The sequence below is a fragment of the Vibrio sp. JZG120 genome (assembly GCF_053890955.1).
Map to the genome: position 1 here is coordinate 1 of NZ_JBSRRK010000024.1, position 17895 is coordinate 17895.

At 45.7% G+C, this 17895-nt stretch carries 15 protein-coding genes; 12 read left to right on the forward strand and 3 right to left on the reverse strand.

What is annotated here, in order from left to right:
• From ACWPOD_RS22805 to rpoC, 9 genes are all read left to right on the forward strand, one after another.
• A partial coding sequence (locus ACWPOD_RS22805) for an EF-Tu C-terminal domain-related protein (protein ID WP_456232240.1) occupies positions 1-180 on the forward strand: 180 nt, incomplete at its 5' end.
• 266 nt (positions 181-446) lie between these two features.
• The gene (secE, locus tag ACWPOD_RS22810) at positions 447-827 is read left to right on the forward strand and encodes a preprotein translocase subunit SecE (RefSeq protein ID WP_005397258.1); all 381 of its coding nucleotides are present in this window, start codon (positions 447-449) and stop codon (positions 825-827) included.
• A gap of 13 nt (positions 828-840) precedes the next feature.
• Positions 841-1389, forward strand: coding sequence for a transcription termination/antitermination protein NusG (nusG, locus tag ACWPOD_RS22815; protein WP_005384681.1), 549 nt, complete (start codon positions 841-843; stop codon positions 1387-1389).
• Positions 1390-1553: 164 nt separating this feature from the next.
• Positions 1554-1982 carry a 50S ribosomal protein L11 gene (gene rplK, locus ACWPOD_RS22820; RefSeq protein ID WP_005384682.1) on the forward strand — a complete coding sequence of 143 codons (429 nt, stop codon included), beginning with the start codon at positions 1554-1556 and terminating at the stop codon, positions 1980-1982.
• A gap of 4 nt (positions 1983-1986) precedes the next feature.
• Complete coding sequence (gene rplA / locus ACWPOD_RS22825) at positions 1987-2688, forward strand: 50S ribosomal protein L1 (protein WP_005384683.1); 702 nt, start codon at positions 1987-1989, stop codon at positions 2686-2688.
• A gap of 293 nt (positions 2689-2981) precedes the next feature.
• Positions 2982-3476, forward strand: a complete 495-nt coding sequence (rplJ, locus tag ACWPOD_RS22830) for a 50S ribosomal protein L10 (protein ID WP_005397270.1) — start codon at positions 2982-2984, stop codon at positions 3474-3476.
• 57 nt (positions 3477-3533) lie between these two features.
• Positions 3534-3902, forward strand: coding sequence for a 50S ribosomal protein L7/L12 (gene rplL / locus ACWPOD_RS22835; protein ID WP_005397273.1), 369 nt, complete (start codon positions 3534-3536; stop codon positions 3900-3902).
• A gap of 251 nt (positions 3903-4153) precedes the next feature.
• On the forward strand, positions 4154-8182 hold the full coding sequence (rpoB, locus tag ACWPOD_RS22840; protein ID WP_005397275.1) for a DNA-directed RNA polymerase subunit beta: 4029 nt from the start codon (positions 4154-4156) through the stop codon (positions 8180-8182).
• 104 nt (positions 8183-8286) lie between these two features.
• Positions 8287-12489 (forward strand): DNA-directed RNA polymerase subunit beta', encoded by a 4203-nt coding sequence (gene rpoC, locus ACWPOD_RS22845; protein ID WP_005397277.1) that lies wholly within the window; start codon positions 8287-8289, stop codon positions 12487-12489.
• A 187-nt stretch (positions 12490-12676) separates the two neighbouring features.
• On the opposite strand, the gene ACWPOD_RS22850 is transcribed toward rpoC, so the two are convergent.
• The gene (locus ACWPOD_RS22850) at positions 12677-13168 is read right to left on the reverse strand and encodes an Rsd/AlgQ family anti-sigma factor (RefSeq protein ID WP_031780615.1); all 492 of its coding nucleotides are present in this window, start codon (positions 13166-13168) and stop codon (positions 12677-12679) included.
• A gap of 177 nt (positions 13169-13345) precedes the next feature.
• Between ACWPOD_RS22850 and nudC the strand changes: the two genes are divergently transcribed.
• On the forward strand, positions 13346-14143 hold the full coding sequence (gene nudC / locus ACWPOD_RS22855; protein ID WP_167426151.1) for an NAD(+) diphosphatase: 798 nt from the start codon (positions 13346-13348) through the stop codon (positions 14141-14143).
• Between the two features lie 247 nt (positions 14144-14390).
• Positions 14391-15458, forward strand: coding sequence for a uroporphyrinogen decarboxylase (gene hemE / locus ACWPOD_RS22860; protein WP_006743188.1), 1068 nt, complete (start codon positions 14391-14393; stop codon positions 15456-15458).
• A gap of 221 nt (positions 15459-15679) precedes the next feature.
• Here the strand turns inward: hemE and ACWPOD_RS22865 are convergent, their stop codons facing one another.
• Together ACWPOD_RS22865 and ACWPOD_RS22870 are read right to left on the reverse strand one after the other, a co-directional pair.
• The gene (locus ACWPOD_RS22865; protein ID WP_005382518.1) at positions 15680-16252 is read right to left on the reverse strand and encodes a uracil-DNA glycosylase family protein; all 573 of its coding nucleotides are present in this window, start codon (positions 16250-16252) and stop codon (positions 15680-15682) included.
• A gap of 2 nt (positions 16253-16254) precedes the next feature.
• Positions 16255-17178 (reverse strand): D-2-hydroxyacid dehydrogenase, encoded by a 924-nt coding sequence (locus ACWPOD_RS22870; RefSeq protein ID WP_167426152.1) that lies wholly within the window; start codon positions 17176-17178, stop codon positions 16255-16257.
• A gap of 66 nt (positions 17179-17244) precedes the next feature.
• Between ACWPOD_RS22870 and ACWPOD_RS22875 the strand changes: the two genes are divergently transcribed.
• On the forward strand, positions 17245-17832 hold the full coding sequence (locus ACWPOD_RS22875) for a YjaG family protein (protein WP_167426153.1): 588 nt from the start codon (positions 17245-17247) through the stop codon (positions 17830-17832).
• Positions 17833-17895 lie beyond the last annotated feature (63 nt).

The window sequence follows — 17895 nt, forward strand, 5'->3', positions numbered from 1 at the left end:
ACTGACGTAACTGGTGACATCCAGCTACCAGAAGGCGTAGAAATGGTAATGCCAGGTGACAACGTACAGATGACTGTAGAGCTAATCGCACCTATCGCAATGGACGAAGGTCTACGCTTCGCGATCCGTGAAGGCGGCCGTACAGTAGGTGCTGGTGTTGTTGCTAAGATCTTCGACTAATTCATAGCGAATTAGCGATGCTTTCGGAAAATCTTGAATTAGATTTGACGAACCAGTAGCAAAAAGGGCATCATTTGATGCCCTTTTTCTGCACTCAACATTATTTTTGCTGTTTTCTTGTTCAGAAGTGGGTTGGGCGCAGAGCAAGATTAAGCAAAGATGCTTAATCTTAAGAAGAGTACGCTGATTTTTTCAGCGATATGGAGTTTGCCCTGCAACAGCGGGGTTGTTGTCGTCTATATTAAGACTTGTAACAGGTTGGTTTTATGAAAGCAAATAATGCTGAAACTCCTGATAGCTCAAACGCAGCAGATACGTTTAAGTGGTTAGCCGCTTTCGTATTGGCAGCTGCCGCTGTTGTGGGTAATTACCTGTATGGTGAAATGTCTGTAGTGGTTCGTGCTGCAGGCGTTGTTGTTCTTATTGCAGCTGCCTTAGGCGTTGCAGCAACAACGACTAAAGGTAAAGCAGCGATCAGTTTTGCAAAAGAATCGCGTATGGAAGTACGTAAAGTTGTTTGGCCTACTCGCCAAGAAACCATGCAAACAACACTGATCGTTTTAGCTGTAAGTATTGTAATGGCTCTAGTGCTATGGGGTATTGACGGAATTATGGTTCGTCTAGTAGCTCTAGCAACTGGGGTATAGAGGGTTTTTATTCATGAGTGAAGCTCCAAAAAAACGCTGGTATGTGGTTCAAGCCTTCTCTGGATTTGAAGGTCGTGTAGCTCAATCTCTGCGCGAGCATATCAAAATGCACGGCATGGAAGAGCTATTCGGTGAAGTACTTGTTCCTACTGAAGAAGTAGTAGAAATGCGCGCGGGTCAGCGTCGCAAATCTGAGCGTAAGTTCTTCCCAGGTTACGTCCTTGTTCAGATGATTATGAACGATGAATCATGGCACCTAGTACGCAGTGTGCCGCGTGTCATGGGCTTCATTGGTGGTACCTCAGACCGTCCGGCACCTATCACGGATAAAGAGGCTGACGCGATTCTTAATCGTCTTGAGAAAGCGAGTGAAGCGCCTCGTCCGCGTACAATGTACGAAGCGGGTGAAGTGGTACGTGTTAACGAAGGTCCATTTGCTGACTTCAACGGTACTGTTGAAGAAGTGGATTACGAGAAGAGCCGCCTGAAAGTGTCTGTCTCGATCTTTGGTCGTGCGACACCAGTTGAGCTTGAATTTGGTCAGGTTGAAAAGCTGGACTAAGACTCTTCGTTAAAGAGTATAAAAAATCACCTTTTTAGGGTTGTATAAGGCGCGGATTATGACTATAATTTCGCGCCTTTTTACTTCAAGTGAAGTAAAAAGTTTCTTACACAAACGGGGAGCTGATCCGCGATTAGCGTTTGTACCCAAACTTAGGAATTATCATGGCTAAGAAAGTTGAAGCTTACATCAAGCTACAAGTTGCTGCTGGTATGGCTAACCCTAGTCCACCAGTAGGTCCTGCACTAGGTCAACACGGTGTGAACATCATGGAATTCTGTAAAGCGTTCAACGCAAAAACAGAATCTATTGAGAAAGGTCTACCAACTCCAGTAGTTATCACAGTATACAGCGACCGTTCTTTCACGTTCGTAACTAAGACTCCACCTGCTGCTGTTCTTCTTAAGAAAGCTGCTGGCGTTAAGTCTGGTTCAGGTCGTCCAAACACTGAAAAAGTTGGTACTGTAACTGACGCTCAAATCCAAGAAATCGCAGAAACTAAAGCTGCTGATATGACTGGTGCTGACATCGAAGCGATGAAGCGTTCTATCGCTGGTACTGCTCGTTCAATGGGCCTAGTGGTAGAGGGTTAATAAGATGGCAAAACTAACTAAGCGCATGCGCGTAATCCGCGAAAAAGTTGACGTAACTAAAGAATACGAAATCAACGAAGCTGTAGCTCTTCTTCAAGAACTAGCGACTGCGAAATTCGTTGAGTCTGTAGACGTTGCTGTTAACCTAGGCATTGATGCTCGTAAATCTGACCAGAACGTACGTGGTGCAACTGTACTACCTCACGGTACTGGCCGCGAAATCCGCGTTGCAGTGTTCACTCAAGGTGCTAACGCTGAAGCAGCTAAAGAAGCTGGCGCAGACATCGTAGGTATGGAAGATCTTGCTGAGCAAGTTAAGAAAGGCGAAATGAACTTTGACGTAGTTGTTGCTTCTCCAGATGCAATGCGCGTTGTAGGTCAACTAGGTACTATCCTAGGTCCTCGCGGTCTTATGCCAAACCCTAAAGTTGGTACTGTAACTCCTAACGTTGCTGAAGCGGTTAAAAACGCTAAAGCTGGTCAGGTTCGTTACCGTAACGACAAAAACGGCATCATCCACACTACTATCGGTAAAGCAAACTTCTCTGCTGAGCAGATCAAAGAGAACCTAGAAGCACTTCTAGTTGCTCTGAAGAAAGCTAAGCCATCTTCAGCGAAAGGTACTTTCCTGAAGAAAGTAAGCATCTCTACTACTATGGGTGCTGGTGTTGCTGTTGATCAGGCTAGCCTGAACACTCAAGCATAATTTATTTGCTTAGGCGCAAAATTAGTGTATAATTTTGCGCCTAATATTTGTGGTTGGGGCTGAACTTTGGTTCTTTGAACTGTCTCCTAGTTCGAAATGAATTAAGACCCAGTCTCCGTCCAAGACCGTAGGTGTTTGTGTAAAAGCAAACTTAATTATCCTACGTAGATGGTGCCCGAACTGACAGAAAGCTCTATGTAATATAGTTAACTTTCTTCTGGGGAAGCACCTCAATAGCTCTCACTGTCGTGATGATAGTGAGTGGTGTAACGACAACCAGGAGTAAATCCAAGATGGCTTTAAACCTTCAAGACAAAAAAGCAATTGTTGCTGAAGTCAACGAAGCTGCCAGTGGTGCACTTTCTGCAGTTGTAGCTGATTCTCGTGGCGTTCAAGTTGGCGCGATGACTTCTCTACGTAAACAAGCTCGTGAAGCTGGCGTTTACATGAGAGTTGTTCGTAACACTCTTGCTCGTCGTGCGGTTGAAGGTACTGAGTACGAGTGTCTAACTGACACTTTCACTGGTCCTACACTAATCGCATTCTCTAATGAGCACCCAGGTGCTGCAGCGCGTCTTTTCAAAGACTTCGCTAAAGAGAACAAAGATTTCGAGATCAAAGCTGCTGCTTATGAAGGCGCTTTAACTGACGCTGAAGTACTAGCAACACTACCAACTTACGACGAAGCAATTGCACGCCTAATGATGTGCATGAAAGAAGCTTCGGCTGGCAAGCTGGCGCGTACTATCGCAGCTATCCGCGATCAAAAACAAGAAGCAGCGGCATAAGCCTTGCTTTTTACTGGTTGCTTAATAAACTTATTGTTGACTTAAAAGAGAATTGTTATGTCTATTACTAACGAGCAAATCCTAGACGCAGTTGCAGAAATGTCTGTAATGCAAGTTGTTGAACTAATCGAAGCAATGGAAGAGAAATTCGGTGTTTCTGCTGCTGCTGCTGTTGTAGCTGGCGGCGCTGCTGGCGGCGAAGCTGCTGCTGAGCAAACTGAATTCGACGTAATCCTAGAAGCTGCTGGCGGTAACAAAGTTGCTGTAATCAAAGCAGTACGTGGCGCAACTGGCCTAGGTCTTAAAGAAGCTAAAGCTCTTGTAGACGGCGCTCCAGCACCTCTTAAAGAAGGTGTTGAGAAAGCAGAAGCTGAAGCTCTTAAAGCTCAGCTAGAAGAAGCTGGTGCAACTGTTGCTGTTAAGTAATTATTGCATAGTTTCTTAGCCTAACGGCTAATTGGCTGGTGGTTTTTTAACCACCGGCCTTTTTGCGCTGTAGGGTATAGGCGAATTTTCCCGCTGTTTAAGCGCCTGATATCCATGCAAAAAACATTTCATTCTTACGAAATGAAATGTCACTACAGTAAACAGCTATATTAGTCACTGTCCCTTACCCCCTTAAGTAACTAGGAGCGGGCGGACAGTTTGGGTCACTTATCAGCGAGCTGAGGAACCCCATGGTTTACTCTTATACCGAGAAAAAGCGCATCCGTAAGGACTTTGGTACTCGTCCACAAGTTTTGGACATTCCATACCTGCTATCGATCCAGCTCGATTCGTTCGACAAATTCATCGAACAGGATCCTGAAGGTCAATACGGTCTTGAAGCCGCTTTCCGTTCTGTATTCCCGATTCAGAGCTACAACGGCAATTCTGAGCTGCAATACGTTAGCTACCGTCTTGGTGAGCCAGTTTTTGACGTTAAAGAATGTCAAATCCGCGGTGTAACTTACTCAAAGCCACTACGTGTAAAACTACGCCTAGTTATCTTTGATAAAGACGCGCCAGCAGGTACTGTAAAAGACATTAAAGAACAAGAAGTCTACATGGGTGAAATTCCACTCATGACAGACAATGGTACCTTCGTAATTAACGGTACCGAGAGGGTTATCGTATCCCAGCTGCACCGAAGCCCAGGCGTGTTCTTCGACAGCGATAAGGGTAAGACCCACTCTTCAGGTAAAGTTTTATACAACGCACGTGTTATTCCTTACCGTGGTTCATGGCTTGATTTCGAGTTTGATCCTAAGGATAACTTGTACGTTCGTATCGACCGCCGTCGTAAGCTACCAGCATCGATCATTCTTCGTGCACTAGGTAAGTCGACAGAAGAAATCCTAGATCTCTTCTTCGAGAAAGTGAACTTCGAAGTGAAAGACCAAACTCTATTGATGGAGTTGGTCCCAGATCGTCTACGTGGTGAAACTGCGTCATTCGACATCGAAGCGAATGGTAAAGTTTACGTTGAGCAAGGTCGTCGCGTAACAGCTCGTCATATCCGCCAACTAGAAAAAGATGGTGTTGATCACATCGAAGTACCAGTTGAGTACATCGTAGGTAAAGTTGCATCAAAAGATTACATCAATGAAGCAACTGGCGAGATCATTGTTAACGCTAACCAGGAAATCAGCCTGGAAGCACTAGCGAACCTATCTCAGGCTGGCCACAAAGCGCTAGAAGTTCTATTTACGAACGATCTAGACCACGGTCCATTCATGTCAGAAACACTACGTATCGACAGCACGGTTGATCGTATTTCTGCATTGGTAGAAATCTACCGCATGATGCGCCCTGGTGAGCCGCCAACAAAAGAAGCTGCAGAAGCTCTATTCGAAAGCCTATTCTTCTCTGAAGAGCGTTACGATCTATCGACTGTTGGTCGTATGAAGTTCAACAGCTCTATCGGCCGTGAAGATGCTCAAGAGCAAGGCACACTTGATGAAACTGATATCATCGAAGTGATGAAGAAGCTGATCGCGATCCGTAACGGTAAGGGCGAAGTGGACGATATCGACCACCTAGGCAACCGTCGTATCCGTTCTGTAGGCGAAATGGCTGAGAACCAGTTCCGTGTAGGTCTAGTACGTGTTGAGCGTGCAGTTAAAGAGCGTCTAAGCCTAGGCGATCTTGACGCAATCATGCCTCAAGACTTGATCAACGCGAAGCCAATTTCTGCGGCAGTTAAAGAATTCTTTGGCTCTTCACAGCTTTCACAGTTCATGGACCAAAACAACCCGCTATCAGAAGTAACGCACAAGCGTCGTATTTCTGCATTGGGTCCTGGCGGTCTAACTCGTGAACGTGCTGGCTTCGAAGTACGTGACGTACACGTAACGCACTACGGTCGTCTATGTCCTATCGAAACGCCTGAAGGTCCAAACATCGGTCTGATCAACTCTCTATCTGCGTTTGCGCGTTGTAACGAGTACGGTTTCCTAGAGACACCATACCGTCGCGTTGTAGATGGCGTAGTAACAGACGAAGTAGATTACCTGTCTGCAATCGAAGAAGGCCAATTTGTTATCGCTCAGGCGAACGCTAAGCTAAACGAAGATGGTACTTTTGCAGATGAGCTGATCACAGCTCGTCAGAAAGGTGAATCTGGTCTACACCCTCGTGAGCACGCTCAGTACATGGACGTTGCGACAAACCAGGTTGTATCTATCGCTGCATCGCTTATCCCGTTCCTAGAACACGATGATGCGAACCGTGCATTGATGGGTGCGAACATGCAACGTCAGGCAGTTCCGACACTGAAAGCTGACAAACCGCTTGTTGGTACTGGTATTGAACGTAACGTAGCCGTTGACTCAGGTGTAACTGCAGTTGCGAAACGTGGTGGTGTAATCCAGTCAGTAGATGCTTCTCGTATCGTTGTTAAAGTAAACGAAGAAGAGCTAGTACCAGGTGAAGCTGGTATCGATATCTACAACCTGACTAAATACACACGTTCTAACCAGAACACATGTATTAACCAACGCCCATGTGTGATGCCAGGTGAACCTGTATCACGCGGTGACGTGCTTGCTGATGGTCCTTCGACAGACCTAGGTGAGCTAGCGCTTGGTCAAAACATGCGTATCGCGTTCATGCCTTGGAACGGTTACAACTTCGAAGACTCGATCTTAGTATCTGAGCGCGTAGTTCAAGAAGACCGCTTCACGACAATCCACATTCAAGAACTTACTTGTGTGGCGCGTGATACTAAGCTGGGCTCTGAAGAGATTACAGCTGATATTCCAAACGTAGGTGAATCTGCTCTGTCTAAACTAGACGAGTCAGGTATCGTTTACATCGGTGCTGAAGTTAAGGGTGGCGACATCCTAGTTGGTAAAGTAACACCTAAAGGTGAAACTCAGCTAACGCCTGAAGAGAAGCTACTACGTGCTATCTTCGGTGAAAAAGCATCTGATGTTAAAGATACTTCACTACGTGTACCTAACTCTGTATCAGGTACGATCATCGACGTTCAAGTCTTCACTCGCGATGGCGTAGAGAAAGACAAGCGTGCGCTTGAAATCGAACAGATGCAGCTTAAAGAAGCGAAGAAAGACCTAACTGAAGAATTCCAGATTCTTGAGGGTGGCCTTCTAAACCGTGTTAAAGCTGTATTGATTGAAGGCGGTTACTCTGAAGCGAAACTAGACACGACTGATCGTAAGAAGTGGCTAGAGCTAACGCTAGAAGATGACGCACTACAAACTCAGCTTGAGCAACTTGCTGAGCAGTGGGACGAGCTAAAAGCTGACTTCGATAAGAAGTTCGAAACTAAACGTCGTAAGATCACTCAAGGTGATGATTTAGCACCTGGCGTACTGAAGATCGTTAAGGTTTACCTAGCGGTTAAACGTCGCATTCAGCCTGGTGATAAGATGGCGGGTCGTCACGGTAACAAGGGTGTAATCTCTAAGATCAACCCTGTTGAAGACATGCCATACGATGAAAAAGGTCAGCCTGTAGACATCGTACTTAACCCACTGGGTGTACCTTCGCGTATGAACATCGGTCAGATCCTAGAAGTACACTTAGGTCTGGCAGCGAAAGGTATCGGTGACAAGATCAACCAGATGGTTAAAGAGCAGCAAGAACTAGCGAAATTCCGTGAGTTCCTACAAAAAGTTTACGACCTAGGCGACACTCGCCAGAAAGTAGACATTGCTTCTCTATCTGATGATGAAGTACGTACTCTGATCAAGAACTTGCGTGGCGGTCTACCAATCGCGACTCCTGTATTTGATGGTGCTCCAGAAGAGTCAATCAAAGCACTTCTTGAGCTAGCAGATCTACCAACATCAGGTCAGTTAACACTGTTTGATGGTCGCACAGGTGATGCGTTTGAGCGTCCTGTAACTGTTGGTTACATGTACATGCTGAAACTGAACCACCTTGTTGATGACAAGATGCACGCTCGTTCAACTGGTTCGTACAGCCTAGTAACTCAGCAGCCACTAGGTGGTAAAGCTCAGTTCGGTGGTCAGCGTTTCGGTGAGATGGAAGTATGGGCACTAGAAGCATACGGTGCTGCTTACACGCTACAAGAAATGCTAACGGTTAAGTCGGATGACGTTAACGGCCGTACTAAGATGTACAAAAACATCGTAGACGGTAACCACAGCATGGAACCTGGCATGCCAGAATCGTTCAACGTACTGTTGAAAGAGATCCGCTCGCTAGGTATCAACATCGAGCTAGAAGACGAAGAGTAATCCTTTTCTCTCTTGATGAAAGTCGAGAGAATCAAAGCGATTATTTGGAAGAAGGTGCTCACTTTAGCGAGTGAGCTCCTTTTAACTCCTTACAGGAGCTGATTGTGAAAGACTTATTAAACTTTCTAAAAGCACAGCATAAGACCGAAGAATTTGATGCAATCAAAATCGGTCTATCTTCACCAGACATGATCCGTTCATGGTCTTTTGGTGAAGTTAAAAAACCTGAAACGATCAACTATCGTACGTTCAAACCTGAACGCGATGGTCTGTTCTGTGCGCGTATCTTTGGTCCAGTTAAAGACTACGAATGTCTTTGTGGTAAGTACAAGCGCCTGAAGCACCGTGGTGTTATCTGTGAGAAGTGTGGTGTAGAAGTTACACAAACTAAAGTTCGTCGTGACCGTATGGGCCACATTGAACTGGCTTCACCAGTAGCTCACATCTGGTTCCTAAAATCGCTACCGTCTCGTATCGGTCTACTGATGGATATCCCTCTACGTGATATCGAACGTGTTCTTTACTTCGAAATGTACGTAGTAACAGAACCAGGTATGACTGATCTAGAAAAAGGTCAGATGCTTACGGAAGAAGAGTATCTAGATCGTCTAGAAGAGTGGGGCGACGAGTTCACTGCTAAGATGGGTGCGGAAGCTATCAAGGACCTACTAGGTTCTATGGATATGCACGCTGAAGCAGAACAAATGCGTGAAGAGTTAGAGACAACAAACTCTGAAACTAAGCGTAAGAAAGTAACTAAGCGTCTTAAGCTGGTAGAAGCGTTCATCGCATCGGGTAACAACCCAGAGTGGATGATCCTAACAGTACTTCCAGTACTTCCGCCAGATCTACGTCCTCTAGTACCTCTAGATGGCGGTCGCTTTGCGACTTCTGATCTTAACGATCTATACCGTCGTGTGATCAACCGTAACAACCGTTTGAAGCGTCTTCTAGAGCTAGCTGCTCCGGACATCATCGTACGTAACGAAAAACGTATGCTGCAAGAGTCTGTTGATGCGCTACTAGATAACGGTCGTCGTGGTCGTGCGATCACAGGTTCTAACAAGCGTCCTCTGAAATCTCTTGCTGATATGATCAAGGGTAAACAAGGTCGTTTCCGTCAGAACCTTCTAGGTAAACGTGTAGACTACTCTGGCCGTTCTGTAATCACAGTAGGTCCATACCTTCGTCTACACCAGTGTGGTCTTCCTAAGAAGATGGCACTTGAGCTATTCAAACCATTCATCTACAGCAAGCTAGAGACTCGTGGTCTTGCGACTACAATCAAAGCTGCTAAGAAAATGGTAGAGCGTGAAGAAGCGGTCGTTTGGGATATCCTAGACGAAGTAATCCGTGAACACCCAGTACTATTGAACCGTGCACCGACACTTCACCGTCTCGGTATCCAGGCGTTCGAACCAGTACTAATCGAAGGTAAAGCGATTCAGCTACACCCACTTGTATGTGCGGCGTACAACGCGGACTTCGATGGTGACCAAATGGCGGTTCACGTACCTCTAACTCTAGAGGCACAGCTTGAAGCTCGTACTCTGATGATGTCGACAAACAACATTCTGTCGCCAGCGTCAGGTGATCCGATAATCGTACCTTCTCAGGACGTTGTATTGGGTCTGTACTACATGACTCGTGAAAAGATCAACGTGAAAGGTGAAGGCATGTACCTTTCTGGCCCAGAAGAGGCTGAGAAAGCATACCGCACTAAACAAGCTGAGCTTCACGCACGCGTTAAAGTACGTATTACAGAAACCGTTGTAGACGAAGACGGCAACAGCACTACAGAAACCAAGATGGTAGACACCACTGTTGGTCGTGCAATGCTATGGCAAATCGTGCCAGCTGGTCTACCGTACAGCATCGTTAACCAAAAGCTAGGTAAGAAGCAAATCTCTAACCTACTTAACGAGGCGTACCGTAAACTAGGTCTGAAAGACACTGTAATCTTCGCTGACCAAATCATGTACACCGGTTTCGCATACGCGGCACTTTCTGGTGTATCTGTTGGTATCGACGATATGGTTGTACCAGCAGCTAAGTACACTGAAATCGCAGAAGCGGAAGAAGAAGTACGTGAAATCCAGGAACAGTACCAATCAGGTCTTGTTACTGCGGGCGAACGCTACAACAAAGTTATCGATATCTGGGCATCGACCAACGACCGTGTTGCGAAAGCAATGATGGAAAACCTTTCATCTGAAACGGTAGTTAACCGTGACGGTGAAGAGGAACAGCAAGAGTCATTCAACAGCATCTACATGATGGCGGACTCGGGCGCTCGTGGTTCTGCAGCTCAGATTCGTCAGCTAGCGGGTATGCGTGGTCTGATGGCACGTCCAGATGGCTCAATCATCGAGACACCGATCACTGCGAACTTTAAAGAAGGTCTAAACGTACTTCAGTACTTTATCTCAACGCACGGTGCTCGTAAGGGTCTTGCGGATACGGCACTGAAAACAGCGAACTCGGGTTACCTAACTCGTCGTCTAGTAGACGTTGCTCAAGACGTTGTTGTAACTGAACATGACTGTGGCACTCATGAAGGTGTCGACATGATGCCTCACATCGAGGGTGGTGATGTTAAAGTTGCACTTTCTGAGCTTGCTCTTGGTCGTGTTGTTGCTGAAGACGTACTAAAACCTGGCACTGAAGACGTTCTTATTCCACGTAACACCCTGATCGATGAGAAGTGGTGTCAAATCATGGAAGAGAACTCAGTAGACAGCATGAAAGTGCGCTCTGTAGTAACGTGTGATTCTGACTTCGGTTGTTGTGCACAGTGTTACGGTCGTGACCTAGCACGTGGCCACCTAGTGAACCAAGGTGAAGCAGTAGGTGTTATCGCTGCTCAGTCTATCGGTGAACCAGGTACACAGCTTACCATGCGTACGTTCCACATCGGTGGTGCGGCATCGACAGCAGCGGCAGAGAACAGTGTTCAAGTTAAGAACAACGGTTCTATCAAGCTACACAACGCTAAATCTGTACTAGCAGATGACGGTAAGATCGTTATCACTTCTCGTGCGACAGAGCTAACTATTATTGATGAGTTTGGTCGTACGAAAGAGAAACACAAACTGCCTTACGGTACGCTACTAAGCAAAGGCGATGGCGATACAGTTCAAGCTGGCGAAACAGTTGCAAACTGGGAAGCGCACACACTACCTATCATTACTGAGGTAGCAGGTCGCATCCAGTTCGTAGATATGATCGACGGCGTAACAGTATCTCGTCAAACTGATGACCTAACTGGTCTATCTTCAAGCGAAGTAACTGACCCAGCAGCTCGCCCTTCAGCAGGTAAAGATATGCGTCCAGCTATCAAACTTGTTGACGAGCAAGGTAACGATGTAATGATCCCTGGTACTGATATGCCAGCTCACTACTTCCTACCTGGTAAAGCGATTGTAAACATCGAAGATGGCGCAGCAGTAGGTGTTGGTGCGACACTAGCACGTATTCCTCAGAAGTCTGGCGGTAACAAAGATATCACCGGTGGTCTTCCACGAGTTGCTGACCTATTTGAAGCACGTAAGCCGAAAGAGCCTGCAATCCTTGCTGAGCACACAGGTACTGTGAGCTTTGGTAAAGAGACCAAAGGTAAACGTCGCTTAGTGATCACACGTGAAAGCGGTGAAGCTTACGAAGAGATGATTCCTAAGCATCGTCAGTTGAACGTATTCGAAGGTGAAAAAGTTGAACGTGGTGACGTGATCGCAGATGGTCCAGAGTCTCCACACGACATCCTACGTCTACGTGGCGTACACGCGGTAACGCAGTACATTGCTAACGAAGTACAGGAAGTTTACCGTCTACAAGGCGTTAAGATTAACGATAAGCACATTGAAACTATCGTTCGTCAGATGCTACGTAAGTGTACTATTACTCACTCTGGTGACTCTGAGTTCCTACCTGGTGAGCAGATTGAATACTCACAAGTTAAGATTGCTAACCGTAACCTAGAAGCTGAAGGCAAAGAGCCTGCACGTTTCGAACGTGAACTACTAGGTATTACTAAAGCATCTCTAGCGACTGAGTCGTTCATCTCTGCGGCATCGTTCCAGGAGACAACTCGCGTACTAACAGAAGCAGCGGTTTCTGGTAAGCGTGATGACCTACGTGGTCTGAAAGAGAACGTAATTGTTGGTCGTCTGATCCCAGCTGGTACTGGTTTCGCATACCACCAAGAGCGTCAAGCTAAACGTTCTGAAGCGCAAGATGGTCCTTCTGCTGAGCAAGCAACAGACAACCTAGCGGCACTTCTAAACGCTGGTTTCTCTTCTGAAGAGTAAGCCATTTAACGAGTAATCGTTAGAAGCTTAAGAAAAAAGGCACCTTCGGGTGCCTTTTTAGTTTTTATCCTGCCTTTTTCTTCGAGAGGGTTCTTAGAGAAGGTAATAGTGATAAGGCTAGAAACAAAAAAGACCGACGATGATCGTCAGTCTTTTCTATCCTTCAGTCTCTGAATGTTCGCAAACACTAAGCCCCTGGGGGCATAGACAGACTTTCTGCGATCTGCTGTATCAGATAGTCCTCGACTTCAAATCGAGTCTCAAGAATTTCGCCAATGAGACACATATCAGAATCGAAATCATCTAATTCATCATCTTCAGTAACTTCTGAGTACTTATCGTTAAAGTTCAATAGTGGTTCAGTTGTCAGGACTATTTGACCATAAGTTTGATTGATTTCATTGGTCACGACAAAGCCAGTCGCTTTCCAGCGATCCATAACCATGTCGTAGATTTTAAAATGGCCCTCGGAGATGTAATCAACGAGATGCTGACAGAAATCCTGCAATTCGGAAGGAGATGGGAGTTCAATAACATTGGTTTTCGAACAAGGTTGCAGTGCTGCAAGCTTACAATATTCAACAATCAGGGATTGTCTTGTCTCTAACCAGTGATCAATGACATCACTTGAGCCACCCCACTGGTCTTGTGTTTGTTTGAATTTTTTTAGCATGACCATGCCCTCATGATCTGATCGCCTGTTGGCGAACGTATCCTTTGCAAAGCAAAGTTAGTAAAGTTATTACAAACTCTTGTCCTTACTAGAATTTAGAGTGCAAATTTACTTAACGACAAACTCTAGTATGAAATTAGATTGCCAGTAAAATGAACGAACTTCAAGCAAAGGGATGGTGTAATGTTAAGAAAAGGTGATGTTAACCGCGCGATAAATGCATACTGGTGTGTTGTTGCAGGAAGTGAAATTTGGCTGGTGGATGGTGCTGTGCCTTTCGGGTCTGCAGAGCAGTTATCACTGCCTGAAGTGAGTGCAAGGACCATTGGTGAGTATTCAGGTTCGCCCGTCATGTGGCTTAATTTGTCTGATCTGGAGCATGATCTACCATTAGTCTCACTACGCGACTGCCTGCATTTTCCTGAGCCATTATTTATGTTGTTAAGTAAAGCGGTCCAGTATGGGCACATGACGCAAAGTCTGCGTTTTTGCCCACAGTGCGGTGGAAGAAACTTTCTTAATAATAATCAGTTAGCTATGCAGTGTGGCGAATGCCGTACTCTCCATTATCCTCGAATATTTCCGTGTATTATCGTTGCTGTGCGTAAAGAGAACCTGATCTTATTGGCCCAACATCCTAGGCATCGAAATGGTATGTATACCGTCATTGCGGGTTTTCTAGAAGTTGGTGAGACATTAGAAGAGTGTGTGGCTCGAGAAATTCATGAAGAAACGGGAATTCTCGTTAAAAATATTCGTTACTTTGGCAGCCAGCCTTGGGCTTTCCCATCGAGTATGATGATGGGGTTTTTAGCTGACTATGAATCGGGAGAGTTAAGTCCAGACTACACTGAGCTGTCTGATGCACAATGGTTTGGTATTGACGAGATGCCGCCTGTTGCGCCTAAAGGAACGATTGCAAGAGCGCTTATCGAACAAACGCTACAAGATATTGATTCTAATTATCTGATAAATAGATAAAAAAAACCCTCCGAGAGGGAGGGGGTAAGTAAGATGTCGTTATGAGATGCTGAGTACTGGGTACTCAGTTTATAATTGTAGTTTTCGCTAGCGAACAAATTTTTAACACTGATACCGATTGGGTGCAAATTAAGCATTGATTTAAAAGTTAATAACTTGATCCAGGTTGCAAAGCACACAGCTATTGGACTTAAATCAGTGATAGAATACCCCCTTTCACAGAAAGCCTAACAGTTGGAATTACGGAATGACTGAATTAAAAAATGATCGTTATCTGCGTGCGCTTTTAAAAGAGCCGGTAGATTACACGCCAGTATGGATGATGCGCCAGGCAGGTCGTTACCTACCAGAATACAAAGCGACTCGTGCAGAAGCGGGTGATTTCATGTCTTTGTGTCGAAATGCAGAACTCGCATCCGAAGTGACACTTCAACCATTACGCCGTTTTCCTCTTGATGCTGCGATCTTATTCTCGGACATCTTAACGATTCCAGATGCCATGGGGCTTGGTTTGCGTTTTGCTGCGGGTGAAGGACCTGTTTTTGATAACCCAATTACATGCAAAGCCGACGTGGAAAAAATTGGTTTGCCAGATCCTGAAGGTGAACTGCAATACGTAATGAACGCAGTACGCCAGATCCGTAAAGACCTGAAGGGTGAAGTGCCGCTGATTGGTTTTTCTGGTAGTCCTTGGACTCTTGCTACGTACATGATCGAAGGTGGCAGTTCTAAAGCCTTCACCAAGATCAAGAAAATGATGTACGCGGAACCACAAACTCTGCACCTACTTCTAGATAAGCTGGCAGATAGCGTTATCGAGTACTTAAACGCGCAAATTAAAGCGGGTGCGCAATCGGTAATGGTATTTGACACATGGGGTGGCGTACTGACGCCTCGTGACTACAACCTGTTCTCACTGCAATACATGCACAAGATTGTAGATGGTCTGATTCGTGAAAACGATGGTCGTCGCGTGCCAGTCACACTGTTTACTAAGAATGGCGGTATGTGGCTTGAGCAAATCGCAGCAACGGGCTGTGATGCGGTTGGTCTAGACTGGACAATCAACATTGCAGACGCGAAGGCACGTATCGGTGATAAAGTGGCGCTGCAAGGTAACATGGACCCATCCATGCTTTACGCTTCACCAGAGCGTATCCGCGAAGAAGTAGCGGATATCCTAGAAGGCTTTGGTGATACGGGTACTGGTCATGTGTTCAACCTAGGCCATGGTATCCACTTGGATGTGCCGCCAGAAAACGCGGGCGTATTTGTGGAAGCGGTACACGAGCTATCTAAGCCATACCACAAGTAAGTTAGATTTTTTTGAAATCAAATGCCGGCATTCAGTGCCGGTATTTTTTTACCTAAAACTCAAGGCCGTACAGCTCTGGTAGTATTTGGTCTACTATGATCTAATTACTACTCTAGCTGTACACTAGATGTTAAAGTTTAATATAAACAAACACTTATGATTTCGGGTTTTATGTTCTAATTTTCTTGTACAGATAAGCAAGCAATTAGATCATGGGTAACCTAAAGCATCGAGTGAACGCGTTTTTTAAGGTACGGCACGACGTCAGATTCAAACCAAGGATTCTTCTTTAGCCATAATGTATTGCGTGGAGACGGGTGAGGAAGCGGGATAAAGTCCGGTTCCCAATCCTGCCATTGTTGAACGGTTTGCGTTAGTGTCTTTGGTTTGTTGGTGAGATAGTACTGCTGCGAGTACTGACCAATTAGTAGAGTGAGCTCTATATTGGGCAGCTGCTCAAGAATCTTTTTATGCCAAGTGGGCGCACATTCTTTACGAGGCGGTAAATCACCAGAGTTCCCTTTGCCTGGATAACAGAATCCCATTGGGACAATGGCAATTTTATTTGGGTCGTAGAAAACGTCTTTGTCGATATCGAGCCATTGGCGTAATCGATCACCACTTGGGTCATTCCAAGGTATCGAGGTTTTGTGTACACGTGTGCCAGGGGCCTGACCGATGATTAGGATGCGTGCCCCTTTTGCTGCTTGTACGACAGGGTTTGCGCCCAAAGGTAAATTATCCGCGCAGATCTGGCAGGCCCTCACTTGCTGCAATAGCTCGTCTAACGACATTCTCAGTAACCCTTTTCGAAATCCACCTGATAATTTAATGAAAACCCATCGCGCCAGCGTAGATAGTTGTCAGCAAAAATGTCGAACACTTGCTCGGGGAAACTTAACGCCGCGATGTGAGGGGTGATGGTTACTTGCGGAACTTTCCAAAACGGATGTTCTACCGATAACGGTTCTTGCTCAAACACATCTAAGAAGGCGTGTTCTACCCAACGGTTTTTCAGAGCGAAGAGCAATCCAGCCTCATCCAGTACGTCGCCACGACCTACGTTAAACAATAACGCCTGACTTAGTTGGCTGAGTGTTTGACGATTGAGTAACTGTTGCGTCTCCGGTGTACTTGGTAGGGTATTCACAACAATGTCGGCTTGTTCAAATGCCTTACTTAGTTCACTGATATGAAAGGTCTGATGAAACTCACCACCTGAGGTCGGAATACCTGTGCGGTTCATACCGATGGTTTTTATTCCCATTGCTTTAGCGGCATTGCCCAAATAACACCCAATGCTACCAGTACCGAGAATCACCATGGTTTTACTTTGTAATGATGTATAGAGGTGAGGCTGCCATCGTTTGTTTTGTTGTTGCTGGTGGTATCGGTTGAAGTGGCGGTAATGGGCAATACTGTAACCCAGCACATATTCGGCAATCAGTGGGCCGAAGATGCCTCGAACATTGGTCAGGGTGTAGTCCTGACGAAGGTTAGGTAGCATTAGTGCATTGACGCCAGCGAATGTCGATTGTACCCACCCAAGCTGTGAAAACTCGTCTAATCTATTGGATAGTAATGGTGGATCAGCAAGAACTATTTGAGCTTCCTCTGGCTTATCAGTGATGCTCAGATCTGGTAGCTTTCTCTCCGTCAATAATGTTTCGTAGGTGTCACGATGCTCTGAGAGCAGGAAAATCTGATTTGAGTGCGGCATTAACTTTTTTCCCTGTGATGAATCAAGTACACTTTCGCTGTTTTTTTCTTCAATGATTGAGTGACTATGCTTAAGAATCCTCTTCAGGTTCGTTTAGAAAAACTAGAACCTTGGCAACAAATTACCTTTATGGCGTGTCTGTGTGAACGCATGTATCCAAACTATGCGATGTTTTGTGAGAACACAGAATTTGCTGACCCGCGTGCTTACCGAGCGATTCTTGATAGTGTATGGGAAGTTTTGACAGTTAAGAACGCGAAAATTAACTTCGAACGTCAATTAGAGAAGTTAGAAGAGTTGTTCCCAAGTGCGGATGAGTTCGATTTTTACGGCGTTTACCCAGCGATGGACGCGTGTCAGGGTTTGTCTACGTTACTGCATGGTCTATTGGACCGCGACTACCTTTTCGATTCAATGCTTAAAGTGAGCCAACAGTCGGTACAAACCGTTGCTGATCTAGAGCAAGCGCAAGGTGCAGAGCCAATAACCAACGACAACCAGAAAGAAAATGAAGCCGTATGTGAAGAATGGGACGTGCAGTGGGCTATTTTCCGTCCACTGCGTGAAGCGGTAGAGCGTGACATCAGCTTGATTAAAGATTTACGTGAAGAGTTACGTGAAGAAGGCGTGAGCAACATCGGTATCGCACTTTAATCGTTGAATAGATAGAAAAAAGGCATCCTAAATGGATGCCTTTTTGTTTGCGGCGTTTGAGCG

Coding starts and splice junctions, on each gene's coding strand:
- secE (WP_005397258.1), top strand. CDS start 447: ATGAAAGCAAATAATGCTGAAACTCCTGATAGCTCAAACGCAGCAGAT.
- nusG (WP_005384681.1), top strand. CDS start 841: ATGAGTGAAGCTCCAAAAAAACGCTGGTATGTGGTTCAAGCCTTCTCT.
- rplK (WP_005384682.1), top strand. CDS start 1,554: ATGGCTAAGAAAGTTGAAGCTTACATCAAGCTACAAGTTGCTGCTGGT.
- rplA (WP_005384683.1), top strand. CDS start 1,987: ATGGCAAAACTAACTAAGCGCATGCGCGTAATCCGCGAAAAAGTTGAC.
- rplJ (WP_005397270.1), top strand. CDS start 2,982: ATGGCTTTAAACCTTCAAGACAAAAAAGCAATTGTTGCTGAAGTCAAC.
- rplL (WP_005397273.1), top strand. CDS start 3,534: ATGTCTATTACTAACGAGCAAATCCTAGACGCAGTTGCAGAAATGTCT.
- rpoB (WP_005397275.1), top strand. CDS start 4,154: ATGGTTTACTCTTATACCGAGAAAAAGCGCATCCGTAAGGACTTTGGT.
- ACWPOD_RS22850 (WP_031780615.1), bottom strand. CDS start 13,168: ATGGTCATGCTAAAAAAATTCAAACAAACACAAGACCAGTGGGGTGGC.
- nudC (WP_167426151.1), top strand. CDS start 13,346: ATGTTAAGAAAAGGTGATGTTAACCGCGCGATAAATGCATACTGGTGT.
- hemE (WP_006743188.1), top strand. CDS start 14,391: ATGACTGAATTAAAAAATGATCGTTATCTGCGTGCGCTTTTAAAAGAG.
- ACWPOD_RS22865 (WP_005382518.1), bottom strand. CDS start 16,252: ATGTCGTTAGACGAGCTATTGCAGCAAGTGAGGGCCTGCCAGATCTGC.
- ACWPOD_RS22870 (WP_167426152.1), bottom strand. CDS start 17,178: ATGCCGCACTCAAATCAGATTTTCCTGCTCTCAGAGCATCGTGACACC.
- ACWPOD_RS22875 (WP_167426153.1), top strand. CDS start 17,245: ATGCTTAAGAATCCTCTTCAGGTTCGTTTAGAAAAACTAGAACCTTGG.